Source organism: Ruminococcus sp. AM26-12LB, from assembly GCF_003480785.1.
Taxonomy (GTDB): Bacteria; Bacillota; Clostridia; order Lachnospirales; family Lachnospiraceae; genus Blautia_A; species Blautia_A fusiformis.
Map to the genome: position 1 here is coordinate 42,289 of NZ_QUJX01000005.1, position 23,376 is coordinate 65,664.

A 23,376-nucleotide genomic window follows, 5' to 3' on the forward strand; every position below is an offset into this window, starting at 1 on the left:
GGAATAAGCATGGAAAAGCTTACGGTAGAGTAGGCACTGGAAGCACTGCTGGAACATACAAAAGTAATAGAGGAAACGGAAACTGTACCACTTTTGCAGACATGTGGAAGAGTGTTGGCAAAGGATATGATTGCAGGATTTGATAACCCGCCGTTTGACAGATCACCTGTGGATGGTTATGCCTGCAAAGCGGAGGATATAACGGATGCATCAGAAAGTCATCCGGTACAGTTGACGGTATTGGAAGAGATTGATGCGGGGCAGTATTCCAGAGTCACAGTGGAAAAGGGGCAGGCGGTTCGGATTATGACAGGCGCAGCTATTCCGAAAGGCTGTGACTGCTGTGTCCGTCAGGAGGATACAGATTATGGAGAAGAGACTGTCAGAATCTTCCGTCCGACCGGACAGTGGCAGAATTACTGTTATCAGGGAGAGAATTTTAAAAATGGAACGGTTCTTTTGAAAAAGGGTGACAAAATCGGATTTATTGAAGCAGGTATACTGGCCAGTATGGGAGTCATAAAAGTGAAGGTTTATCGTCGGGTAAGAACAGCTGTTCTGACTACCGGAGATGAAGTAATGGCACCCGGAAAAAGATTGATTCCGGGGAAGATTTATGATTGTAATCAGGGACTTCTGGCGGCTCGCATGAAAGAATTTGGTGCAGAACTGGTGGAAGTGGCAGCCATAGAGGATCGCCCGCAGGCGGTGACAGCAGCAGGCGAAGTCATGGCTCTGGACTGGGGAATTACATTGCAGTGTGATACCACAGGAAAAGAAGACGCCAGCAGTGTAGGAGTGCGAAGTCACTTTATACATCCGGTACTACCGGAAGCAGATGGCACAACGAAAAACGTATTTCCATGTAAAGTGGAAAGAGTGATTGAGGACGTGTTTTCGTATATCTTGATCGTATCTACGAAAGAAGAAGCCAGGATTCGCGTAGATGTGACGAAAGAACAATGGCAGCAGTACCAAAAGCATATTTCTGGAAATAAGATATGGATTGGGATAGATGAAAAAGATGTGATGTTATTAAAATAAATGAAAGAATCACCGTATCAAGGTTGAGGTAATCTATGATACGGTGATTCTTTCGTGAAAAATGCGAAAAAGCTTTCAATATCCAGTTCCGGTGGTTTAATATGCGGTTGTCAAACATTATTTCGTAAATACTTTCATTCGATCCCTTCTGGCTGCACAGATCAGGGTCAGGTGATATTTTTTTGCAAGATCAATTGCTTCAGAAGTAGGAGAAGCCTTGCTGGAGAGAATTGGAATCCCTGCATGGATGACCTTTAAAGTCATATCAGTAGGTATTCTGCCGCTGGAATATACCATACATTGATGCAGGTCAATATTGTGCCGCAGAGCGTAGCCGATCACTTTATCCAAAGCATTGTGCCGTCCGATATCTTCGCAGGAAAACAGAATGTGATCTTTTTGAGCGAGAATGCAGCTATGTGTGGCAAAGGTAATGCCATGGAGAGGAGAACCATCCGCAAAGGCATCCGCCATATGAAAGATCCATTCTGGTTTCCAGAAAATCGGTGTAAGTGACTGCGGCTCTTTGGATGTAACAAAGTAATCATTTAAAATATGATTGCCGGTACAGCAGGTAGGAGTTACTTCTACAAAGGCATCCGATGAGGATTGTGTGCTGTGTGCCGAATTTTTTAAATAGACTTTTGCACGTTTTCCATATTCACAGATATAGATATGATCTACATCTTCGGAAGACGTGATGATTTGTTCTGTCAGCAATCTTCCAAGAACCAGTTCAGTCAGATGCTGGGGCAGGCAAACAAGTTTCATAGTCAGATGATCATTTATATAGACATCCATCATATGTTCGTTCAATACTTCTTCTTGTTCCGTACGGGATTCTCCATTTCTTCCGATATATTGATATGTTTTTGTCTCTAGCAGAGACAGATTTTGTTATTGTTCGTTAATATACATAATTTCTCCAATTGAAAAAACAATTCTTTTATCATGTTTACTATGTGTTATACTAGATCTAGTATAACAGACATCTCTTTATTTCGAAAGAGTGAATTGAGGGATGAAGGAGGAAATAAAATGGGAAAGATTATGGCGGTAAATATCAGTGAGAAGAAAGGTACACAGAAAAAGAATGTACATAGTGCCAGACTGATGGAAGAATTTGGAATCGAGAAGGATGCCCATGCCGGCAAGTGGCATCGCCAGGTGAGTCTTCTTTCTTATGAAAAAATAGAAGAATTCAAGGCAAAGGGAGCACCGATCGAAGACGGAGCATTTGGAGAAAACCTGATTGTAAGTGGATACGATCTGAAGGCATTGCCGGTTGGCACCAGACTTCGCAGCGGAGAGGTATTATTAGAAGTGACACAGATCGGGAAAAAATGTCATAGTGGATGTGAGATTTATAAAATTATGGGTGACTGTATTATGCCAAGAGAAGGTATCTTTACCAGAGTACTTCATGGTGGCGTATTGACAGAAGGCGATGAAATTGTGATAGATAAGGCAGCAGGTGAGGCAGATGGAGAATAAGCTGAATCATTTTGATCAGAAGGGTAACGCTGTTATGGTGGATGTGTCCGGAAAGATACCGACATCCAGAACCGCAGTAGCAAAAGGCAAGATTTGTGTCTGTCAGGCTGTGATGGATGCAGTGAAACAGGGGACTGTGAAAAAAGGAGATGTACTTGGAGTAGCAAGAGTGGCTGGCATTATGGCGGTAAAACAGACATCTCATCTGATTCCGATGTGTCATCCGCTGATGATTCAGAAGTGTTCGGTAGATTTTGAAATGGATGAAGAAAATCTTGAAATTACGGCAATCTGTACAGCCAAAACGGAAGGTCAGACCGGTGTGGAGATGGAGGCGCTTACTGGTGTGAATGTGGCACTTTTGACAATTTATGACATGTGTAAGGCAATTGACAAGTCCATGGAGCTGACGGACATTCATCTGGTAGAAAAAAGCGGAGGAAAAAGCGGGTTATATCGAAACCCGAAAGAATAGTATGAAGGATAGATTTGGAAGAGAGATTGACTATCTGCGGATATCCATTACAGATCGATGTAATCTCAGGTGCGTCTATTGTATGCCGGAAAATGGAGTTGTGCAGATCCCGCATGAAGAAATTCTGACTTATGATGAGATTACCAGAATCAGCAGATGTATGACTGGTTTAGGTATACGTAAGATCAAACTGACCGGAGGAGAACCGTTAATTAGAAAGAATTGTGCCACACTGGTTCGAATGTTAAAAGAACTTCCTGGCATCGAAAAAGTGACATTAACGACCAATGGTGTATTGCTCGAAGAACAGATAGCAGATCTGGCAGAAGCGGGGCTTGATGATATAAATATCAGTCTGGATACTTTAAATGCAGCAGAGTTTGCAAAGGTAACCAGGAGAGAAAGTCTGGATCGGGTGCTGGAGGGAATCCAGGCGGCATTACAGTATCCGCAGATTGGATTGAAGATTAATTGTGTGCCGGTAGTGGAAGAGCAGGAAAATCTGGTATCGATAGCGAGACTTGCAAAGCAATATCCGATTCATGTTCGTTTCATTGAAATGATGCCGATTGGATATGGAAAGGATTTTCAGTTTCGGGGAGAAAGTGAAATATGCGAAATATTAGAGAAAGCATATGGAAGAATGACTCCAATAAAAGAACGATATGGGAATGGACCGTGTCATTATTATAAAATAGAAGAATTTCAGGGTAAAATAGGATTTATCAGTGCGATGACGCATAAGTTTTGCGACCAGTGTAATCGTGTGCGTATGACAGCAGAAGGATTTTTAAAAGCCTGTCTGCAATATCAGACTGGAACGGATTTGAAGAATTTGATGCGTTCAGGATGCACAGATGATGAACTGACAGAGGCAATACAGAAAGTAATATGGGAAAAACCGGTCAGTCATCATTTTACATCGGAAGAGATTGAGACAGATGAATGTAAATTAATGTCCCAGATAGGAGGATAAGGAATTATGAAAGCTGCGATTATCACATCCAGTGATTCTGGATATGCAGGAGAGAGAGAAGATAAAAGTGGCTCGGTAATCCAGGAAATTTTGGAAGCGAACGATTACGAAGTGGTGCATACCATTCTTTTGCCGGATGACAGAAAGATGCTGGCAGATGAGATGGCTCGTATAGCAGATGAGGGAATAGCAGAGCTGATTGTAACTACGGGTGGAACCGGATTTTCGCCGAGAGACTGTATGCCGGAGGCAACAAAGGATATTATAGAACGTGAAGTGCCGGGGATTCCGGAAGCAATGAGAGCATATAGTATGACGATTACACCAAGAGCTATGCTCAGTCGTGCAGCAGCAGGTATTCGAAAAGGAACACTGATCGTGAATCTGCCGGGAAGCCCGAAAGCAGTCAGAGAAAGTCTGGAATATATTATTCCAGCGCTGGAACATGGATTACAGATCCTGACCGGGGAGGCAACGAACTGTGCCAGAAAATAATCGGAAAATGCAGACTGATATATCTGAATTAGAAAACGGTCAGTTGGCAGAACAGCAATTGCCATCAGATTTTACGCTGGTAGTCCTGGCAGGTGGTGCCAGCAGCCATATGGGAAGGGAGAAGTCAGATCTGCTTTTAGATGGACAGACATTTTTGGAGATACAGATCGGAAAAGGATGTCAGTTGGGAGCAAAACAGATCTTAATTTCTGGATATCGTGGAACACAGTGTGGGGAAGAGATTGTGCCGGATCGAATTTCCGGTCAGGGTCCACTTGGCGGTCTGGAGAGCTGTTTTCGAAGGGCAAAGACAGAAAAATGCCTGGTGCTGGGGGTAGATACGCCGCTGGTACCTGTGGAAGAACTTCAAAATCTGTTGAAGTTCGCAATGGAAAAAGCCGACCAACCGGTGACTATGCTGTGTCATAATGGAAAAGAAGAATCGCTGATAGCGGTATATGATGCCAGACTTTATAAAGAGATCACAGATTTTCTGGAATCAGGAAGATCATCGGTGTATCGTTTTTTAAATACAGTGGGATATTCCCTATACCATACCAGTGCACCGGAAAACTATTTTCAGAATATCAATGATCCGGAAATCTATAAGAAAGTCTGCGCGGAATGCGAAATTGCTGATATTTTCACAAAGGAATCCGTTAAACTATAGATTTTTAAATACTGTAGGAATTTTTGTTTGTTATACGGAAATCCAATGAGGGATATTTTCAGAATATTAACGATTCTGATACATATTTAAAGACTGAAGGGTATCTCGTAAAATAGTATAATACAGAAGGCGTATAGGATTATGAAAGGCTTCCAATTAGGTTTTAAATGATTTTTCGGATAATAGCACTTCCATGCAGATCGCATACAGGATCTGCAAACAGGTGGTGTTTCAGGCAGAATTCGTCTACAGCTTTGTTACATCCGGAAAACTGGGTACTGTATACGTCATGGATCAGGAGAACTCCGCCGATAGACAGACGTTCATAAAACAGAGGTAATGCAGCAGCAGTTGGAGCATAGAGATCTGCATCTAATGATACGAAACAGAAAGTTTCATCGGTAATATCGGAAAAAGTATCCGGAAACCATCCTTTATGGATGATCACATGTGATGGATCAGGCATGATGCGAAGAACAGAATCTACATCTGTAGAAGAAAAGTCACCTGTTTTAGCGCGAGACAGATGCCTGGAGGTTTCTACGGCAATATCTTTTTCTGAAAAGCCTTCAAAAGTATCAAAAAGATGTATTTTTCGATCTGGAAAGGCTGTACTGATCAGGCAAGAAAAATCACCCTGGAAAACACCAAGTTCTGCCACATCTCCAGGGATATTTTGTTGATGCATCTGTTCGGCTAAAAGGCGCATAACCGCAACCCGTGCATCGAACATGCGAAGTGCAGAAGGATCACAAAATGAACCGTGATAGCCCAAGTGCTCCATCTGCTGCATCATAGAACCACGCCGCTCTTCATCCAATACACCAAGAATAATCAGATCAGGAAGAAGAGCAGCGGCCTTTGATGGAGAACAGATTGGGATATTACCAATAAATTGTCCATGTTTGCGCGGATCATTATCGGCAAAGCACATGATCTGATAGGAATTTCCAAGAAGTCGGGCAGTCATCTGCCCAATCTGTCCGGCACCGAATATAATAGTTTTGTAGACATGTTTTGTCATCATTTCATAGCAGCCTTTCTTTCAGCTCGAACCTGAATCATTTGTCCTGTGATAGATATTGCGATTTCAGCAGGTGTTTCTGCTTTAATATTAAGTCCCACAGGCGTGATAATACGGTCTAATTCTCGCTCATCGATTCCATACTCTTCTACGAGACGATGAAATACACCAGCTCTTTTGGCGAGACTTCCAATGACGCCGATATAGCATGCAGGTGTGGCAAGAAGTTGTGCCTGCACAATCGTATCATAGGCATGACCTCGTGTCATGACACAGCAATAATCAGCATCTGTGATAGAAATGCTCTGATCCAGATGATCAAAATCGCAAAGGATTGTCTCCGCTGCATCCGGGAAAAGAGCAGGATCTGTAAATTCCGGACGGTCATCCAGAACGATGCAGTGAAAGTCAACACTTGCAAGTATTGGTACCAGCTTTTGTGAAACATGCCCGCCTCCAAATACATAGACAGTTCCGGATGTACCGATTTGTTCTGTAAACAGGTCACAGGTTTCATTGCGATGACGGCATGGTCTTGCAGATAAGGAAGATAAGATGGAAGAAGGAACATCAGCATTTCCAGTCAATCCATAGGATGCACTGTAAAGACTCATACCGGATGTAGCATGAAGATCACAGATCAGCCAGAAATCTTTTCGTTCTTTATATAATGTTTCAGCAGTTACTGCAAGTTCCATAATAATAGGGTCATTATGGTCCAGATACTGGAAAAATACGGTAACATCACCACCACAAATCATACCGATATTCTCAACATCTTTGCGATTCAACCGGAATTCATGTTCACAGGATTCTTTCTTTTCAAGAATATCAAGCGCCATAAGCTCTGCACGATATTCGACAGAACCTCCGCCTATGGTTCCGGCAACTCGGCCTTTTTTTCCAACCAACATACGGGAACCGGCACCTCTTGGCGTCGATCCTGAGGAAGCAACGATGGATGCAAGCACAAGGTCGTTTTCTTTTTGAAATTCTTGTTGTATGATCTGAAATAAAGTTCTCATATATAAAACACCTCCTGTAATTTTCTATAAGTCATATCGTCATGTGACAGATGGTCTGTATCATATTTTGCAGATCAAGAGCCTGTTTAAGCTGTCGTTCATGAGATTTCAAAGCTTCGGGACTGTTACATTTACACAGACTTTCCGCAAATCGTTTTTCGATGGTTACACGTTCGGTTTCCTGAATCAGTTTATCTGATAAAAAGACGATAGCCGCTTCATTCAGAATTGTCTTCTGCAAACCATGATGTTGTGAAATAATCTGACTGATTTCAGTATAGCCTAATTGTAAGAAAAGATCACCACCTGTTTTGGTGTGATGTTTTTGAAGTCTGGCAATATCATGAAGGAGTGCTCCGGAGCGAATCAGTTTTTTATTAAAAAAGTAACCATGAGATTCCAGCAGATCGCAGAAATGGCAAGCCAATTCAGTCACTGCATCACTGTGCGCCTGTACATGATGAGGAAGAGACACCGAATCGCGAAGCATCCGGCATAGTTCGTCATGCAAGTCAGGATGAGGCAGCAGGTAAGTCGAATCAGATAAGGTAACATGATCGTTATCGTCTGCGTTCAGATGATAATAGGAACCACATGGAAGACGAAAATACTGTCTGGCATGCTGTTTTGAATCAAGAAAATACAGATAAGAAGAAATTACATCTGTATGAGCAACAATCGCAATATCACCCTCAGAAGAACGAAGAATCTCATAAATTGCCTGCGAAAAACGCATGCCAGATGCGAAAGGAGTTTCTGCTCCTGGAATCGGGTAATCAGGATTCATTCCACGTGCTTCATATATGTCCGGCCATCTTTTGCGTATCTCATCAAATGAAAGACCATCCCATTCTCCCAGATTTCGTTCTGTTAAATCTGAGATAGTGATATGTGGAAGATCAGGTGTGATATGTGCAGCCGTTTCCATAGCTCTTGACAAAGGACTGCAGTAAACAGCAGTTATTTTATCATCCAGTTCTCCGTGAAGAAGGACTGACTGCAGATGTCCAAGCATAGATAAAGAAAAATCAGTCTGACCGATACAGTAAGAATGTTCATCTGGATATTGTGGTTTTCCGTGTCGAATAAGATAAAGATTACGCATTGAAAAATCCTCTGAAACACTTTTCAAATATTGCTTCGGAACAGGTACGTGTTTCCTCTGAAAAACGGGCATATCGCTTCAAAAATTCTTCTCCGTATGGTGTCAGCTCACTGTGACTGCCCTTTACACCGCCCTGACTTCGAATAATCAGCGGTTCATGAAGCTGAGATTCTAATGTATGGATCAGATTCCAGCTGGTGGAGTAGGAAATGTGCATGCGTTCGCAGGCATCACGAACAGATCCTGTTTCATGAATCAGTGTAAGCAGCGAATAAAGCTGTTCATCAAAGAAGACCTTTTCCCGTGCCAGCTGAATCTGAATCTCTGAACGGATCAGACTTTGATTGTGTGCACGAAGAAGTTCTACATAATCCTCTGGTGTATCCGCATCATGAATGATTCCAGGATCTTCTACATTTAAACAATACATGGGAGTTCCACAATGTTCTACAGCACCCTTCAGACCAGTGTTTCCATCATTGCTTAAAATGGACTCAATTAATGAGGAACGAATCAGGATCGGATGACCTGGAGTTCCGTTACAGACCGGAGTGACAAGAGGCTGTCCAAGAGAAAGCATTTGTGTAACGGTATGTGCTGTGAATAGTGGAACATCTACAGGTGTAAAGAGTACCGTATCCACTTTGTCTTTTAAATATTCCAGTCCAATCCTGACAGAATCAAACATATGAGTAGTTTCATAGTCCTCATTTCGAAGAAAAATAACATGATTGGAAGCAAGGTGGCGTTCTAGAGCATCCGCATTGTATCCGGTTACCACTACTATTTTAGAGATTCCGGCCTGCCGGAAGTTATTAATCACACGCTGCGCGATGGAAATGGATCCAAGCTGAAGCATGGGCTTGAAGTCTCCCATTCGTGACGATTTCCCTGCAGCTACGATGAGAGCACCTGTCTGCATCATAGATACCTCCTAAAAATAACATTGTACAAATTTGACATTATTATAGCATGAAAAGTGAGGATAAATAGTAAAATTTTTAAATAAAGTAATAAAAACAATATAAAAAAGGACGAAAATAGCCAACTAATAATTATTTACAATTTGTAAAACTGTACAAAATTATGATAACATGAAATTATACAAAATAATGTAAACAGGAGAACGTTTCCATGGATAAGATTTTTGAAATTACCGCAAAAGAAGTTACGATACAGGTAAAAGATGAGCGCACAGGAGAGCAATACAGTCGGACACTTCCGATTGATTATTATGAGAATGCGAATGTTTTAAAACTCAGCGGTGAGAATCTGGACGGAAGCAGCTCTTCCATTGTTTTCTATTCTGTCAGAGGAATGGAAAGACTTAAAGATCTGACGGGTAAGGGAGCCGATCATGATCCATGCGGAACACATAAGTCAGAAGATTTGTAACATCGGAACGTGTATTTTTTAAAGGAGGAATGAAACATGATTAAAAAGACATTGAAGATCAATGGTGTGGAGCGAATCCTTATTCTTGATAAGGATGAGACACTGGCTCAGGTACTTCGTGAGCATCTTCTTCTTACAGGATGTAAGATCGGTTGTGGAGAAGGTCATTGCGGAGCATGTAATGTTATTATGAACGGAAAAGTTACAAGATCCTGTATTTACAAGATGAGCCGTGTTCCGGACAATGCAGAGATCACAACAATCGAGGGTGTGGGAACAATTTCTGATATGCATCCGATACAGGTTGCATGGATGGCATATGGATGTGCACAGTGTGGTTTCTGTTCACCAGGTTTTATTATTTCAGCAAAGGTTCTTCTCGATAATAATCCGAGCCCTACCCGTGAAGAAGTGAGGGACTGGTTTAACAAGCAGCGTAATCTCTGTCGTTGTACAGGTTACAAGCCGCTTATCGATGCGACCATGGCGGCAGCAGCAGTTATGCGTGGCGAGATGACCAAAGAAGACCTCGTATTCAAGCAGACAGGTGATTCTATTGTCGGTACAAACTATATCCGTCCATCAGCAGCACAGAAGGTAACAGGTACCTGGGATTTCGGTGCAGATGATGCATTAAAGATGCCGGAGGGAACTCTTCGTCTTGCACTTACACAGGCCAAGGTTTCTCACGCAAATATTCTCAGTATCGATACAACAGAAGCAGAGAGTATGCCGGGAGTTGTTCGTGTTATTACAGCGAAGGACATTAAGGCAGCAGGCGGAACCAACAAGATCAATGGTCTTGTAATGCTTCCGAAACACAATAAGACAGACGGATTTGAGCGTCCTGTACTCTGCGACGAAAAGATCTTTCAGTTTGGTGATGCGATTGCGATCGTAGCTGCCGACACAGAAGAGCATGCACGTGCAGCAGCAGATGCAGTTAAGGTGGAGATCGAAGAACTTCCTGCATATATGAACGCAATGGATGCAATCGCACCGGATGCAGCAGAGATCCATCCTGGTACTCCAAACGCATTTTTTGAGACAAACTGTATCAAGGGACCGGACTTTGACTGGGACAGCATTCCGGATTCACAGCAGGTTGAGATCGAGTCCTACTGTTCACGCCAGCCTCATCTTCACCTTGAGCCGGACTGTGGTTATGGATATATTGATGAAGACGGTATGATAACAGTGCATTCCAAATCTATCGGTATACATCTTCATATGCCTATGATCGCAGATGGTATCGGTGTACCAATGGAAAACTTAAGACTTGTTCAGAACCATGCAGGCGGAACATTTGGTTACAAGTTCTCACCGACAAATGAGGCTCTGATTGGTGCAGCTGTTAAGATTCTGGAACGTCCGGTATCGCTGGTATTTAATCAGTTCCAGAACATTACTTATACAGGAAAGAGATCTCCTGCATTTATGAATATTAAGCTTGCAGCAGATGAAAATGGTAAACTCTTAGCACTTTGGGGTAACAACTATGTAGATCACGGTCCATATTCAGAATTTGGCGATCTGCTTACCATGAGACTTTCTCAGTTTACAGGCGCAGGTTATGGAATTAATTCTATTCGTAATAAATCAACAACCGTATTTACAAACCATGCATGGGGCTCCGCATTCCGTGCTTATGGTTCACCACAGTCTTATATGGGATCTGAGATTGCGATTGACGTGCTGGCAGCTAAGATGGGAATCGATCCGTTTGATATCCGTGAAATGAACTGCTATAAAGAATCAGAGGGCACTACCATCCCGACAGGTTATCCACCGGAGGTATATTGTGAGGAAGATTTGTTTAAGAAAGCACGTCCATTGTATGAAGCGGCGAAAAAACGTGTTGCCGAAAAGAATGCAGCTTCTGACGGAAAGATGAAATATGGTATCGGTGTATCTCTTGGAGTATACGGTTGTGGTCTTGATGGTGTTGATACATCAAATGCATTTGCAGAATTAAATCCGGATGGAACCGTTACGATGTATGCTGCATGGGAAGATCATGGACAGGGGGCTGATATGGGTGTTCTTGTATCATCTCATGAAACACTGCGTCAGGCAGGAATCAGACCGGAACAGATTAAACTGGTTATGAATGATACGAAGACATGTCCGAATGCAGGACCTGCAGGAGGATCACGCTCACAGGTTATGTCAGGTAATGCATGTCGTCTGGCTGCAGAAAATCTTGTAGCAGCAATGAAGAAAGAAGACGGAACATTCCGTACTTATGATGAGATGGTAGCAGAAGGGCTTGCAACAAAATATGAAGGTAACTGGGTAACTACATTCTGTGCAGATCATCCGATCGATCAGGATACCGCACAGGGCGATCCATTTGCAACTTATATGTATACTATCTTCCTGCCGGAAGTTGCTGTTAATATAGAAACAGGTAAAGTTACCGTTGAGAAATTTACTTGCGTAGCTGACGTAGGTACGATCATGAACAGACTTCTTGTAGAAGGTAATTTCTATGGTGGTCTTGTACAGGGTATCGGTCTTGCTCTTTCGGAAGATTTTGAAGATTTGAACCATGACACCACTTTGAAGAATTGTGGTATTCCATATCCAAAGGATGCTCCGGATGATATTGAACTTCACTTCAATGAAACATATCGTCCAAGTGGTCCTTACGGTGCGGCTGGTTGTGGTGAGGCTCCACTGGATGCTCCACATCCTGCAATCCTGAATGCAATCTTTAATGCGACAGGTGCACGTATTACACGTATCCCTGCCCGTCCGGAAAGGGTTCTTGCAGCATTAAAAGAACTTGAGAAATAAGCTTAATTCATAATGTGGTTGGAGTAAAAGCTGCCAACTGTGATATAATCAGGGGAGACGGGAAACTGCCTCCCCTTTACAGACGAAAGGAGTATCAGGTTATGACATACATACAGGAGAGAGGTTCTACTCACGTTTATCATGTAAATCGAATGTCAAAAGAAGAGATGGATCATATGATCAGTCTCTGCGTCCATGAACAGCCGGCCTACTGTGTTGCAGCCTGTCCTTTCAAAATGGATACAAAAGAGATGCTGTATTATGCTGCAAAAGGAAATTTTAAGAAAGCGTTGGCAATTTATGAGAAAATTACACCATTTCCAATGATTCTCTGTGATGGATGTACGGCACCTTGCGAAGATAATTGCAAGCTTTGTGAACTTGGTGATGGTGTCTCCATACGAGAAGTAGAACGTGCGATTGTCCGGTATGGAGAACCGGGAAGAAGAAGCAGTGTATTCCGCATGAGAAAGAAGAAAAAGGCAGCAATCTTTGGTTCTGGATTATTTCCACTGTTTCTTGCGGGGGAACTGGAAAAGAAAATGTATCCTACGACGATTTATTGTAAGGAAGAAGATTATGAAAGCTATATTGCAGCGGCAGCCGGACATCTTTTGGAATCAGACCGCAGCAATGAAGCGAAACGTCTGAAATCTATGGATCTTTCTTTTGAATTTGGATGCAGTTTGAATCTTTCGTTTATCAGAGAAAAAATGGAACTGGCAGATGTGGTATGCGCATCAGAAGAAGTGGCAAAAATGTTAGCTCCGGAAGAAGCAGCAGATGTCGAGATTATGTTAAGAGAACAGGCAAAGATTGTCAGCGGACCTGCGGAATCTGTGATGGATGCGGCTTTTGCCGCAAAGCGGGCAGCTTTGACAGTGGATCTTCTGGTACAGAATTTATCGCCGCACAGCAACAGAGGCAGTGAAGGAGCAGTGACTACCAAGCTTTATACGAACATGGAAGGAATCCATGGATCGAATAAGATTTTCTGTGGTCAGGATGGGTATTCAAAAGAAGAAGCTGTAGAAGAAGCAAAACGATGTATTCAGTGTCATTGTGACGAATGCATGAAAGGCTGTGTGTATTTAAGTGAATATCAAAAACATCCGGGTTTATTAGCCCGTGAGATCTATAATAATACTCAGATTATCATGGGAGATCATCCGATGAACAAACCGATGAATGCCTGTGCCCTCTGTGGACAGTGTACGGTGATCTGTCCGAATGGATTTGATATGAGTCAGGTGTGTAAGTCAGCAAGAGAAAATATGGTATCCACAGATAAGATGCCGCTGGCGCCACATGAATTTGCACTGATGGACATGTTATTTTCAAATTCAGAGGCTTTTTTAAGCAGACCCCAGCCGGGATATGAAACTTGCAGATATGTATTTTTCCCGGGCTGTCAGGCAGGGGCGATAGCGCCGGATGTGGTTATGCAGGCATACGAAGATTTAAGTAATCGGGTAGATAGAGGTGTTGCTCTGATGCTGGGATGCTGTGGTGCAATCAGCGAATGGGCGGGCCGCTATGAAATGACAGAAAAAGTAAATGAGCAGCTGAAACAGGAACTGGCCAAGCTTGGTGATCCGATCATCATTGCAGGCTGTCCAAGCTGCATGAAGCAGCTAAAAGAAAGTATTGGAGCACATGTTATAGGAATCTGGGAAATTTTGAGAGAAATCGGACTTCCACAGCAGGCGAAAGGACTGGAGATACCGGTTGCCATACATGATGCCTGTGGTGCCAGAGGGGATGCACAGACACAAGATATGATACGACAACTTTTGTCGGATATGGGATGTATCGTTGAAGATACAGAATATTCCAGAGATTTGTCTCCATGTTGTGGATATGGAGGTCTGACGGCATATGCCAATAAAGATATGGCAGCGAAAATGACAGAAAAGTGTCTGGAACGTTCCGATGCACCATATATTACATACTGCATGGCATGCAGAGACCGATTTGCCAGAGAGGGAAGAGAATCCAGACATATCATGGAACTTCTGTATGGTGCAAATGCCAGCAACATGCCTGATATCAGTGAGAAACGCTACAACAGGCTCATATTGAAACAGACACTTTTAAAAAACATCTGGAATGAGGAACCGATCATGGAGAAAAAAGACTATACTGTTGCCTATACAGAAGAGGCAATCCATATGATGGATGAGCGCATGATACTGAAAAGTGATGTGGAACGTGTGTTATCAGATTACAGAGAAAATCAGGAAGCAATCCTGGATGAAGAAACAAAAGAACTGGTGACAAGAAGCAGACTGGGAAATGTCACATTCTGGGTGCGGTTTGTGGAAACAGAAGACGGATATCTGGTACACAGAGCATACAGTCATCGAATGAATATTATGAAAAGGGTGGGACAGTAATGGCAGTAGAAAGAACATATTATACGATTGATCCGGAAGGAAAGCTGACCTGCATGAAATGTAAGGTTCCTCTTGTAAAAGGAAAAGCAAAATTTATGTATCTGGAAAATGGGTTTCCTGTGGAAATGCCTGTCTGTCCAAAGTGTGGGTTTGTGTATGTTCCGGAAGAACTCGCACTTGGAAAAGTGCTCGCGGTGGAGCGTGCACTGGAGGATAAATAGATGAACAGGCATCCGGGAGGGGAAGCGCAGACGCTTCATCTTCTGGAGAACATAGAATGGAAAAAAGAAATGAAAGCACTGGATCTTGGAGCAGGAGAAGGAGACACGGTTCGAATCCTGAAATCATTTGGGCTGGAAGCACATGGCGTGGATCTTTTCCCACGGGGCAGTGATGTGGAAATTGGCGATTTTCTGCATTTGCAGTATTCATCAGACAGTATAGATCTTTGCATCAGCCAGTGTGCATTTTTTGTTAGCAGAGATCAGAAAAATGCACTATCTGAATGCTGGCGCGTTTTGAAAAAGGGAGGTTTTCTTTTATTGTCAGATCTGGATACCGGAAATCTTTTGAAAATGGCAGAACAGACAGGATTTACCATTCTCCGGCAGGAGGATCAGACGTTACTTTGGCGGGAATATTATCTGGAAGCAATCTGGAATGATTCGTTCTGCTGCGAAGAGTATAAGCTTCTGCAGAAAGAATATAAAGGAAAGAAGCTGCGCTATACCATGTTGGTTGGCAGAAAGGAGTAGCACATGGATCTTTATGAAAGAATCATAGAACTTAGCAGTATGGGTTATCATTGCTCACAAATGGTTATGATTATGACACTGGAAGCCATAGGTGAGGAAAATCCACAGCTTGTAAAGGCTCTGGGAGGTCTTGGCGGTGGGATCGGTTACTGTGGAGATACCTGTGGCTGCCTGACAGGAGGAGCCTGTGCGATAGGTTTGTTCCTTGGCAATCTGGCTCCGCAGGAGAAAGAAGATATACAGATGAAACCGGCTGTGCAGGAATTATATCAGTGGTTCCATAAGAAGACCGAAGAAGAATTTGGTGCTTTTTATTGTAAGGATATCACTTCTAATTTGGATTGGGGAGTGATTATGGAGCAATGTCCTGCGCTGATTGCAGATACTTATACGAAAGTGATAGAAATACTGACAGAACGGGGAATATTGGAACTATGATTACGCTGGGTAAAACAAAAAGTGTATGCCCGATATGTATGAAAGTACTTACGGCTAAAAAATGTATCGGTGAAGATGGCATTTATCTGGTGAAAGAATGTGATATCCACGGAAAGTTTCAGACACTGATCTGGGAAGGAACGGCAGCAGAGTATCTTTCCTGGGGAAGAGAAAACCTGTCTGCGGAGACTCCGGTAAATCCCAAAATCAAAGAGAAATCCTGCCCGGATAATTGTGGACTCTGTGAGGAGCACGAACGAAAAGGCTGTTGTATGATACTGGAAGTGACAAAGCGCTGCAATATACACTGCCCGGTCTGCTTTGCTTCGGCAGGAGAATGTCTGGAAAACGGTGATCTTTCAATTGATGAAATAGAAAAGCAATATGATTTTCTGATGGATCATGGAGGACCATTCAATATTCAGCTCTCAGGTGGAGAACCAACCATGCGGGAGGATCTTCCGGAGATCATACATATGGGTAGAGAAAAAGGGTTTACATTTTTTCAATTGAATACCAATGGAATCCGTCTTGCGCAGGAAGCAGGATATGCCAGAAAACTAAAAAAAGCAGGACTGAATACAGTATTTCTTCAGTTTGACGGTGTCACAGATGATGTGTATCAGACATTGCGCGGACGCTCTATGATAGAACTGAAAGAAAAGGCTGTGTTAAACTGTTCGGAAGCGGAACTGGGAATTGCCCTGGTACCTGTCATTGCGCCAGGAGTAAATGACATGCAGGTTGGAGATATTCTGAAGTTTGCGATGGATCATATGCCATTTGTAAGAGGAGTACATTTCCAGCCGATCAGCTATTTTGGCAGATGTTCTCAGCAGCGTCCACAAGCTCCGATTACCATACCAAAGATGTTGAAGCTGATCGAGGAACAGACTGACGGGCTTATGAAAAGCAAGGATTTCGCCGGTGGTGGAGCAGAGAATCCATACTGTTCTTTTCATGCAAGTTATCTGAAAAAAGGTGAGAGGGAACTGAAACTTTTGGAAAAGAAATCAGGCAGAGGATGTTGTTGTACTACCAGCGATAATTCCAGACAGTATGTGGAAAATCAGTGGAGCTATAGCACAAAAAAATTTGATGATGGAGAAATGACACAGACAGATGCGCTGGATGAATTCCTGATCCGGGTTCATAATGAAACTTTTGCAGTATCAGGGATGATTTTTCAGGATGCATGGAATCTGGATCTTGAACGTCTGAAAAGATGTTATATCTGCGAGGTGGATTCTGATTATGGAATGGTGCCGTTTTGTGCATATAATCTGACGAATTCGAAAGGAATATATTTATACAGAAAGTGAAACGATCGAATATAGATGCAATGATCTGTAAGCAGGAAGGTATTACAGAGATTACAAGAGATGAAATACACAGAATACAGCTGGAGAAATTAAATATTGTACTGAAGAGAGAGAAAGAACGAGAGGGTTTTTACCGAGATTTGCCGGAAAGACTGGAAAGCCTGATAGATTTGAGAAGCCTTCCTTTTACGACAGAAACAGATCTGGCACGAGATGGAGGCAGGATGCTGCTTTGCTCCCAGGGGGAAGTCCAGAAAGTGATATCAGAACAGACAAGCGGAACTACCGGTGCCGGTAAACGTGTATTCTATACAGAGGGAGACTGTGAACACACCATAGAACTTTTTATGGCAGGTCTGGGTGAATTTATTTATCCTGGAAGTATAACGATGGTGGCTATGCCATTTTCAGGTCCTTTTGGATTAGGAGAACTGATCGCGGAGGCAATCAGACGTCTGGGAGCAAAACCTCTTTCAACCGGGACAGGAAGAACTTATGGCGAACTGAACAGGATTCTGGAAGAGGAGCAGCCGGATACGTATGTGGGAATGCCGACGGCATTGCTTTCCATGCTTCGAATGTGCGGAAAAGGCAGTATAAAAAGAGCACTGGTATCCGGAGATGCCTGTCCGAAAACTGTCATGAAAGCAATCGAAGAAATTCTGCAAACACGACTTTGGCCGCACTATGGTTCTAGAGAGATGGGGCTTGGAGGTGCCATTTGCTGCACGGCGCATGAGGGCATGCATATGCGGGAAAACCATTGTATTACAGAGATTATAGATGAGAACGGAAATGTGCTGCCGGACGGTAAATGGGGAGAACTGGTGATTACAACCATTGGAATGGAAGCACAGCCGTTGATTCGATATCGAACCGGTGACTGGTCAAGGATCATTCCAGGAAGATGCCTCTGTGGAAGTGAAATAAAACGCCTGGACTTTGTAAAGCGGATGGATCCATTGGGAAGTATCAGAGAGATGGATGAATTACTGTTTGAGATTCCGGAACTGGTAGATTATTGTGTGAAAATTGTAGATGGAAAAAAGGAAATTACAGCGCTTTTTACATCGGACAATGGAGAAGAACGAATCAGGAGTGTTTTGGAAGAGAAGGATATTCGTTCATGGAACTGCAAAAAAGCAAAGTGGGAAGATGGGGCGCTGTATCCTGGCAAACGAGTTACAAGGCAGTGATTTCGTGGTATCATGGAATCACTGCCTTGCCTGTTATTCGGGATAGTATGGACAATCTTCCTGGATACATTCGCGATTATCTTCGCAGTATTTACACGTTATAGAAGACAACGGAATGTTTACAGAACAAAACTGACTGTAAAAATGAACGGCTTCTTCAATGGCAATTCTGCTGGTACGTTTGCAGCAGCGAGGTCCACCAACATCTGCCAGTCTGGATAAAATAATGGAAACAAGTTTTTGAGGAAACGGCCATGCATCTTTGTGAAGTGGACTGGATCCAGTCATAACGGACATGAAAATACCGGCTCCGGCAGCAGCTCCACAGACACCCCAGTAACCACAGGTACCGCCCGGAACCTGCTTCGCTCTTTTACAGATTTCAGATAGTGCAGCATCGTAATCCATATGTTCTCCATTATTGCGAAACGCTGTCAGAAGAACGCACGGAACAATTGCATGATGCTCTGGTCCATGCATATGTACAGATGGAAGATCCATAATTTTTTCCAGAAGAAGCAAAGCATCTTTTTCGGTACTGTCTCTGAGCGCTGCGATTACCGGAGCATATGTGCCATAGCTGTGACAGGCATCACAGATAAAGTGACTATTTTCACAGACCGCATTGGTTAATTGCTCTTTATGGCAGATACTACACGTCTGAATAGAGCTTTCAGCACGATACGTAATAGGAGCACCACAAATCAGACATCCGGAAAAATGTTCCGCTTCACCACAACAACAGGAATTATTCGTATGATCCATTTGATTCACCTCCGGAGAATTTATTTTAATAGTGTTAACGATGTAAAAAGTATAACATAAAATGAAAAAGTAATGATAAAGTATCTTGACAATCATGTTACTTTGGGTATATGATTTTATCCAATAAAGGGGAGTAACCTGCGCTTAACAAATTGCGTTTGTGATGTTGTCAGTACGGTGGAAGCATCCGGTATCATAAGGAAATGGTGAGACTTTTATTGCATTTTTTATTATGCAATGAAGGTCTTTTTTTTATATTTTTTTCAAAGAGGTCTTTCATTGCATAAGAAATTCAGGTAGTAAATACTTAGAAACGATGAGGCGGAAGTGATGAAGGAAATTTATCAGCAGACGGTAGAAGAGGTTCTTGAAAGGGTGAATGGCAAGAAATCTGGGCTTACAAGTGAACAGGTGAAAAGATCCAGAGAAAAGTGTGGGTGGAATGAACTTACAGAAGGAAAGAAGAAAGGTATCCTGCAGATTTTCTTTGAAGGAGCTGTCTATTTCCCGACAGCTCCTTTTCTTGTATTCATTCGGCTGATACAAAGCGACAAAGCCGGCACAATATCATAAGTAATATATAAAACTCTGATGTACATGTGATTAAAAAGAATCAATCATATGCATTAGCCGCTCATGAAAAATATCTCTTTCTTCGTAAATTTTTTCTAACTCTTTTTCAGTAAACAATGCATAGGCGCTATCAGGAACAGCTGTTAATCCATCACAGGTAAATGGTATACGTCGCCCACCTCTGAAAATGGCTGCTTCCCAGTACTTTTTTCTAAAATATTTAATTATTCCCATGTAGTACCATCTCTTTCCCATATTTGTTATTGACGTTCTGGCAAATAAAATACTTCTGTTCTTACTATATTATCATCAAAATCCATTTCTACATAATAATCTCGGACAAAATATGATCTCCAGTAATCATGTAGTGAGTAAATTTCCAATGTTTTGAAATCAACAATGCACAATGGAATGTCAGAGTTAACAGAGCATACCTTGGCAAATGAAATAGAAGCTCCACATGAGATTTTAAGAAAATAGGCAAGTCAAATTCCAGTTTGGAGAATTGAAAAAATGGAATTTACCTATTAAGACATATAAACTCTTGACAATAAAGCTCCTATATAGTATGTTTTTAATAAACTACTATATAGGAGATTTTGCATGGAAATGAATGGAGGATTTCTTGTCACAAAAATAAAACAGCTTGGAGACCGGATTTTTGAGAAGATTCTCAGTGAAAAGAATATTGATGCGTTTAATGGAGCCCAGGGACGTATTCTTTATGTGCTGTGGCAGGAGGATGGTATCTCAATCAGGTCACTCTCGACTAAATGCGGATTAGCGATAACATCTCTTACTACGATGCTGGAAAGAATGGAAAATCAAGGGCTGATAAGCCGTGTTCAGTCTGAAACGGACAAAAGGAAAACACTCCTGTTTCTGACTGAGAAAGCACATGCCTTAAAGGGCGAGTACGATTCTGTATCTGATGAGATGGGCAGTATTTACTACAAAGGTTTTTCAGAGGAAGAAATTACCCGGTTTGAGAAATGTCTCGACCGCATCAGAAAGAATCTTGAGGAGTGGCAGAAGTCATGAGTATTTGTATCAAAGATCAGATTCAGAACATGAATATCGTCATTGGCTGCACAGTGGGGTGTACATATTGCTATGCCCGCAACAACGTGAAACGCTGGCATATGATTGATGACTTCGCTGACCCTGAATTCTTTCCGGGTAAGCTCAAGATGATGGAAAAGAAACGTCCGCAGAACTTTCTTCTTACCGGGATGAGCGATCTCTCCGGATGGAAGCCGGAATGGAGAGACGAGGTATTTGCAAAGATCCGTGAAAATCCACAGCATCAGTTCCTGTTCCTTACCAAGCGACCTGATTTGCTGGATTTTGATACCGATTTGGAAAACGCATGGTTTGGCGTTACGGTGACGAGGAAAGCAGAACTGTGGCGTATCGACGCCCTTCGGAAAAACGTCAGAGCAAAACATTACCATGTTACCTTTGAGCCGTTATTCGACGATCTCGGCACAGTTGACCTTTCCGGAATCAATTGGATCGTTGTGGGCACCATGACCGGAGCTCAGAGCAGGAAGATTCATACGGAGCCGGAATGGGCATGGTCTCTGGCGGACCAGGCACATAAGCTTGGCATTCCGGTGTTTATGAAGGAAGACCTTGTCCCTATCATAGGGGATGAAAATATGATTCAGGAAATGCCGGAAGAATTTAATAAAGTGTTAGAGGTACAGAAATCATGGAAGAAGTAATAAATGGAATCCTCATTCGTGAGGTGGAAACAAAGAACATCATGACTAAGTCTAGTCTGCCGGTAGGCGGTTACTCGGTCAATCCCTATGTGGGCTGTACACATGCCTGCAAGTATTGCTATGCTTCTTTTATGAAGCGCTTTACCGGGCACAAGGAGGAATGGGGCACTTTCCTTGATGTGAAGCATTGGACGGAAATTAAAAATCCGAAGAAATATGCCGGACAGCGGGTGGTCATCGGTTCTGTGACAGATGGCTACAATCCACAGGAGGAGCAATTCGGGAATACCAGAAAACTTTTGGAGCAGCTGATCGGCAGTGACGCAGATATTCTGATCTGCACAAAGTCGGATCTTGTGGTACGAGATATTGATTTACTGAAGAAGCTTGGACGTGTAACCGTTTCATGGTCAATCAACACACTAGATGAAAATTTTAAGAACGATATGGACTCTGCTTCGAGCATTGAGCACCGTATCGCTGCTATGAAGCAGGTATATGAGGCAGGTATCCGTACAGTCTGTTTCGTATCCCCGGTATTTCCCGGTATCACGGATTTTGAAGCAATCTTTGAGCGGGTAAAGGATCAGTGCGATCTGTTCTGGCTCGAAAATCTCAATCTTCGAGGCGGTTTCAAAAAGACAATTATGAATTATATCGCCGGAAAATATCCTGATCTTGTACCACTTTACGACGAGATCTATAACAAGCATAACCGCAACTACTTTGAAGCACTTGAAGTAAAAGCTGAGAAAATGGCTAAGAAGTATGATTGTGCCTTTGTGGATAATGAAATGCCTTATGGCAGAGTCCCGCAGGGACATCCGGTGATCGTAGATTATTTCTATCATGAGGAAATCCGTGGGACAGAGAATACCGGAAAAAGAAATCGCTAACTTCCAGTTTGTATATATCTTTTAAAAGGTATATGATTAAGAAAAACGGCAGGAGGTATCTGAATGAAATCACATAAATATTGGTCTATCGGTGCACTGATTACAATGCTTGGAACTTTTTATACAGGTTATAAGGGATCAAAAGAAGGCCATAAGTACTTTGCAGCAAGTTCTTTGCTTTGCATGATTATGGCTATTTATACAGGACACAAGATGATTTCTGGTAAAAGTAGGAAGAAAAAAGAAGTTTCAGTAGAGAGTGTTGAAGATTAAAAAACAAAATATTTTAATAAATAACGCCGGTGCGGGATTTTTGATATCCAGTACTGGCGTTATTTATTCTACAGGGGCTTGGGGGGTGTAGCCACCAAATAGTCAGTTTGCATTCCTTGTCAAAAGACATCGGATCACAGTTCAGTACATCCATATAAAACTCTTTTCATAGGATGCTTCGTCTGAATTCATCTGCAATCTCCGTCATAATAAAAATATCTCCATCATTTCAAAAGAGAATGCTGGAGATATTTCGCCTTGCTTATTCTTGTAGTAACCAATCGGCTATATCGTAAATTACGATTCCTTCATAGCTATATTGGGGATGTTTGGTTCTAGCAATAATCATTTTCGGATAAGCATCTCGAATCTGAAGCCGAGGAAAGCATTCTCTCTCAAATGTTTACTGCCCGGAAATGTTGTCGCTGATCTGAATATAAAACTTCTCGTTGCTTCTCTGAGCAATAAAGTCGGTTTCCTTTTGATAGAGCTTGCCGACATAAACATTATATGAAAATAGATCATACGCTCTG

26 protein-coding genes and 1 pseudogene are annotated in these 23,376 nt (G+C 42.4%); 19 read left to right on the top strand and 8 right to left on the bottom strand.

The window, feature by feature from the left end; genetic code table 11:
* The first annotated feature begins 45 nt into the window (after positions 1-45).
* Entirely contained in the window at positions 46-1,044 is a 999-nt protein-coding gene (locus DW694_RS04610; RefSeq protein ID WP_286186868.1) for a molybdopterin molybdotransferase MoeA, read from the top strand.
* Positions 1,045-1,161: 117 nt separating this feature from the next.
* Here DW694_RS04610 and fdhD read toward each other — a convergent pair whose 3' ends face one another.
* Positions 1,162-1,860, bottom strand: a complete 699-nt coding sequence (gene fdhD, locus DW694_RS04615; RefSeq protein ID WP_243004415.1) for a formate dehydrogenase accessory sulfurtransferase FdhD — start codon at positions 1,858-1,860, stop codon at positions 1,162-1,164.
* Between the two features lie 222 nt (positions 1,861-2,082).
* Between fdhD and DW694_RS04620 the strand changes: the two genes are divergently transcribed.
* The 5 genes from DW694_RS04620 to DW694_RS04640 are packed head-to-tail and all read left to right on the top strand — an operon-like array spanning position 2,083 to position 5,154.
* Positions 2,083-2,538: an MOSC domain-containing protein gene (locus DW694_RS04620; RefSeq protein WP_118752615.1), complete on the top strand. Its 456-nt coding sequence runs from the start codon at positions 2,083-2,085 to the stop codon at positions 2,536-2,538.
* The gene (gene moaC / locus DW694_RS04625; RefSeq protein ID WP_118752616.1) at positions 2,528-3,013 is read left to right on the top strand and encodes a cyclic pyranopterin monophosphate synthase MoaC; all 486 of its coding nucleotides are present in this window, start codon (positions 2,528-2,530) and stop codon (positions 3,011-3,013) included. Before DW694_RS04620 ends, moaC begins: the two co-directional genes overlap by 11 nt.
* Position 3,014: 1 nt before the next feature.
* A complete protein-coding gene (gene moaA, locus DW694_RS04630; RefSeq protein WP_044960389.1) occupies positions 3,015-3,989 on the top strand; it encodes a GTP 3',8-cyclase MoaA in 975 nt (324 codons plus the stop codon).
* A gap of 3 nt (positions 3,990-3,992) precedes the next feature.
* Positions 3,993-4,484, top strand: a complete 492-nt coding sequence (locus DW694_RS04635) for a MogA/MoaB family molybdenum cofactor biosynthesis protein (RefSeq protein ID WP_110103569.1) — start codon at positions 3,993-3,995, stop codon at positions 4,482-4,484.
* Complete coding sequence (locus DW694_RS04640) at positions 4,471-5,154, top strand: molybdenum cofactor guanylyltransferase (RefSeq protein WP_092071092.1); 684 nt, start codon at positions 4,471-4,473, stop codon at positions 5,152-5,154. Before DW694_RS04635 ends, DW694_RS04640 begins: the two co-directional genes overlap by 14 nt.
* Positions 5,155-5,317: 163 nt before the next feature.
* Here DW694_RS04640 and DW694_RS04645 read toward each other — a convergent pair whose 3' ends face one another.
* From DW694_RS04645 to DW694_RS04660, 4 genes are read right to left on the bottom strand one after another with little or no spacing between them, the layout of a single operon-like run.
* On the bottom strand, positions 5,318-6,181 hold the full coding sequence (locus DW694_RS04645; protein ID WP_110103571.1) for a TylF/MycF/NovP-related O-methyltransferase: 864 nt from the start codon (positions 6,179-6,181) through the stop codon (positions 5,318-5,320).
* Positions 6,178-7,203, bottom strand: coding sequence for an XdhC/CoxI family protein (locus DW694_RS04650; protein ID WP_092071085.1), 1,026 nt, complete (start codon positions 7,201-7,203; stop codon positions 6,178-6,180). The genes DW694_RS04645 and DW694_RS04650 overlap by 4 nt, the downstream gene beginning before the upstream one ends.
* Before the next feature lie 31 nt (positions 7,204-7,234).
* Positions 7,235-8,380 (bottom strand): histidine phosphatase family protein, encoded by a 1,146-nt coding sequence (locus DW694_RS04655; RefSeq protein ID WP_353615798.1) that lies wholly within the window; start codon positions 8,378-8,380, stop codon positions 7,235-7,237.
* A complete protein-coding gene (locus DW694_RS04660; RefSeq protein WP_021650129.1) occupies positions 8,301-9,233 on the bottom strand; it encodes an NTP transferase domain-containing protein in 933 nt (310 codons plus the stop codon). The genes DW694_RS04655 and DW694_RS04660 overlap by 80 nt, the downstream gene beginning before the upstream one ends.
* A 209-nt stretch (positions 9,234-9,442) precedes the next feature.
* On the opposite strand from DW694_RS04660, the gene DW694_RS04665 reads away from it, so the two are divergent.
* From DW694_RS04665 to DW694_RS04700, 8 genes are all read left to right on the top strand, one after another.
* Positions 9,443-9,703, top strand: a complete 261-nt coding sequence (locus DW694_RS04665; RefSeq protein ID WP_015526497.1) for a hypothetical protein — start codon at positions 9,443-9,445, stop codon at positions 9,701-9,703.
* A 36-nt stretch (positions 9,704-9,739) separates the two neighbouring features.
* Positions 9,740-12,502 carry a molybdopterin-dependent aldehyde oxidoreductase gene (locus tag DW694_RS04670; RefSeq protein ID WP_110103575.1) on the top strand — a complete coding sequence of 921 codons (2,763 nt, stop codon included), beginning with the start codon at positions 9,740-9,742 and terminating at the stop codon, positions 12,500-12,502.
* A gap of 101 nt (positions 12,503-12,603) precedes the next feature.
* Positions 12,604-14,898, top strand: a complete 2,295-nt coding sequence (locus DW694_RS04675; protein WP_110103576.1) for a pyridine nucleotide-disulfide oxidoreductase/dicluster-binding protein — start codon at positions 12,604-12,606, stop codon at positions 14,896-14,898.
* A complete protein-coding gene (locus tag DW694_RS04680) occupies positions 14,898-15,119 on the top strand; it encodes a DVU_1557 family redox protein (RefSeq protein ID WP_005427475.1) in 222 nt (73 codons plus the stop codon). Before DW694_RS04675 ends, DW694_RS04680 begins: the two co-directional genes overlap by 1 nt.
* Positions 15,120-15,653, top strand: a complete 534-nt coding sequence (locus DW694_RS04685; RefSeq protein ID WP_110103577.1) for a class I SAM-dependent methyltransferase — start codon at positions 15,120-15,122, stop codon at positions 15,651-15,653. It abuts the gene before it with no gap.
* 3 nt (positions 15,654-15,656) lie between these two features.
* Entirely contained in the window at positions 15,657-16,091 is a 435-nt protein-coding gene (locus DW694_RS04690) for a DVU_1555 family C-GCAxxG-C-C protein (protein ID WP_021650124.1), read from the top strand.
* The gene (trsS, locus tag DW694_RS04695) at positions 16,088-17,413 is read left to right on the top strand and encodes a radical SAM (seleno)protein TrsS (RefSeq protein WP_110103578.1); all 1,326 of its coding nucleotides are present in this window, start codon (positions 16,088-16,090) and stop codon (positions 17,411-17,413) included. Before DW694_RS04690 ends, trsS begins: the two co-directional genes overlap by 4 nt.
* A gap of 20 nt (positions 17,414-17,433) precedes the next feature.
* Positions 17,434-18,609: a DVU_1553 family AMP-dependent CoA ligase gene (locus DW694_RS04700; protein WP_015526491.1), complete on the top strand. Its 1,176-nt coding sequence runs from the start codon at positions 17,434-17,436 to the stop codon at positions 18,607-18,609.
* Positions 18,610-18,642: 33 nt separating this feature from the next.
* Here the strand turns inward: DW694_RS04700 and DW694_RS04705 are convergent, their stop codons facing one another.
* Positions 18,643-19,374, bottom strand: a complete 732-nt coding sequence (locus DW694_RS04705) for a DUF5714 domain-containing protein (RefSeq protein WP_059086549.1) — start codon at positions 19,372-19,374, stop codon at positions 18,643-18,645.
* A gap of 330 nt (positions 19,375-19,704) precedes the next feature.
* Between DW694_RS04705 and DW694_RS04710 the strand changes: the two genes are divergently transcribed.
* Entirely contained in the window at positions 19,705-19,947 is a 243-nt protein-coding gene (locus DW694_RS04710; protein WP_015526489.1) for a cation-transporting P-type ATPase, read from the top strand.
* A 30-nt stretch (positions 19,948-19,977) separates the two neighbouring features.
* Here DW694_RS04710 and DW694_RS04715 read toward each other — a convergent pair whose 3' ends face one another.
* Positions 19,978-20,181: a hypothetical protein gene (locus DW694_RS04715; RefSeq protein WP_044960377.1), complete on the bottom strand. Its 204-nt coding sequence runs from the start codon at positions 20,179-20,181 to the stop codon at positions 19,978-19,980.
* Between the two features lie 369 nt (positions 20,182-20,550).
* Between DW694_RS04715 and DW694_RS04725 the strand changes: the two genes are divergently transcribed.
* The 4 genes from DW694_RS04725 (at position 20,551) to DW694_RS04740 (ending at position 22,843) form a co-directional block, all read left to right on the top strand.
* Positions 20,551-20,988, top strand: a complete 438-nt coding sequence (locus DW694_RS04725; protein WP_005608550.1) for a radical SAM mobile pair system MarR family transcriptional regulator — start codon at positions 20,551-20,553, stop codon at positions 20,986-20,988.
* A complete protein-coding gene (locus DW694_RS04730) occupies positions 20,985-21,674 on the top strand; it encodes a radical SAM mobile pair protein A (RefSeq protein WP_110104282.1) in 690 nt (229 codons plus the stop codon). Before DW694_RS04725 ends, DW694_RS04730 begins: the two co-directional genes overlap by 4 nt.
* Positions 21,662-22,570, top strand: coding sequence for a radical SAM mobile pair protein B (locus tag DW694_RS04735; RefSeq protein ID WP_021650118.1), 909 nt, complete (start codon positions 21,662-21,664; stop codon positions 22,568-22,570). The genes DW694_RS04730 and DW694_RS04735 overlap by 13 nt, the downstream gene beginning before the upstream one ends.
* A gap of 63 nt (positions 22,571-22,633) precedes the next feature.
* Positions 22,634-22,843: a DUF6219 family protein gene (locus tag DW694_RS04740; protein WP_008392833.1), complete on the top strand. Its 210-nt coding sequence runs from the start codon at positions 22,634-22,636 to the stop codon at positions 22,841-22,843.
* 262 nt (positions 22,844-23,105) lie between these two features.
* Here DW694_RS04740 and DW694_RS04745 read toward each other — a convergent pair.
* Positions 23,106-23,354: pseudogene (locus tag DW694_RS04745) on the bottom strand (ATPase); the annotation flags it as partial.
* Between the last annotated feature and the right edge of the window lie 22 nt (positions 23,355-23,376).

Coding starts and splice junctions, on each gene's coding strand:
- DW694_RS04670 (WP_110103575.1), top strand. CDS start 9,740: ATGATTAAAAAGACATTGAAGATCAATGGTGTGGAGCGAATCCTTATT.
- moaA (WP_044960389.1), top strand. CDS start 3,015: ATGAAGGATAGATTTGGAAGAGAGATTGACTATCTGCGGATATCCATT.
- DW694_RS04705 (WP_059086549.1), bottom strand. CDS start 19,374: ATGGATCATACGAATAATTCCTGTTGTTGTGGTGAAGCGGAACATTTT.
- DW694_RS04700 (WP_015526491.1), top strand. CDS start 17,434: ATGATCTGTAAGCAGGAAGGTATTACAGAGATTACAAGAGATGAAATA.
- DW694_RS04715 (WP_044960377.1), bottom strand. CDS start 20,181: ATGGGAATAATTAAATATTTTAGAAAAAAGTACTGGGAAGCAGCCATT.
- DW694_RS04650 (WP_092071085.1), bottom strand. CDS start 7,203: ATGAGAACTTTATTTCAGATCATACAACAAGAATTTCAAAAAGAAAAC.
- DW694_RS04645 (WP_110103571.1), bottom strand. CDS start 6,181: ATGATGACAAAACATGTCTACAAAACTATTATATTCGGTGCCGGACAG.
- DW694_RS04725 (WP_005608550.1), top strand. CDS start 20,551: ATGGAAATGAATGGAGGATTTCTTGTCACAAAAATAAAACAGCTTGGA.
- trsS (WP_110103578.1), top strand. CDS start 16,088: ATGATTACGCTGGGTAAAACAAAAAGTGTATGCCCGATATGTATGAAA.
- DW694_RS04740 (WP_008392833.1), top strand. CDS start 22,634: ATGAAATCACATAAATATTGGTCTATCGGTGCACTGATTACAATGCTT.
- DW694_RS04620 (WP_118752615.1), top strand. CDS start 2,083: ATGGGAAAGATTATGGCGGTAAATATCAGTGAGAAGAAAGGTACACAG.
- moaC (WP_118752616.1), top strand. CDS start 2,528: ATGGAGAATAAGCTGAATCATTTTGATCAGAAGGGTAACGCTGTTATG.
- DW694_RS04665 (WP_015526497.1), top strand. CDS start 9,443: ATGGATAAGATTTTTGAAATTACCGCAAAAGAAGTTACGATACAGGTA.
- DW694_RS04685 (WP_110103577.1), top strand. CDS start 15,120: ATGAACAGGCATCCGGGAGGGGAAGCGCAGACGCTTCATCTTCTGGAG.
- DW694_RS04660 (WP_021650129.1), bottom strand. CDS start 9,233: ATGATGCAGACAGGTGCTCTCATCGTAGCTGCAGGGAAATCGTCACGA.
- DW694_RS04730 (WP_110104282.1), top strand. CDS start 20,985: ATGAGTATTTGTATCAAAGATCAGATTCAGAACATGAATATCGTCATT.
- DW694_RS04690 (WP_021650124.1), top strand. CDS start 15,657: ATGGATCTTTATGAAAGAATCATAGAACTTAGCAGTATGGGTTATCAT.
- DW694_RS04735 (WP_021650118.1), top strand. CDS start 21,662: ATGGAAGAAGTAATAAATGGAATCCTCATTCGTGAGGTGGAAACAAAG.
- DW694_RS04680 (WP_005427475.1), top strand. CDS start 14,898: ATGGCAGTAGAAAGAACATATTATACGATTGATCCGGAAGGAAAGCTG.
- DW694_RS04675 (WP_110103576.1), top strand. CDS start 12,604: ATGACATACATACAGGAGAGAGGTTCTACTCACGTTTATCATGTAAAT.
- DW694_RS04655 (WP_353615798.1), bottom strand. CDS start 8,380: ATGCCCGTTTTTCAGAGGAAACACGTACCTGTTCCGAAGCAATATTTG.
- DW694_RS04710 (WP_015526489.1), top strand. CDS start 19,705: ATGAAGGAAATTTATCAGCAGACGGTAGAAGAGGTTCTTGAAAGGGTG.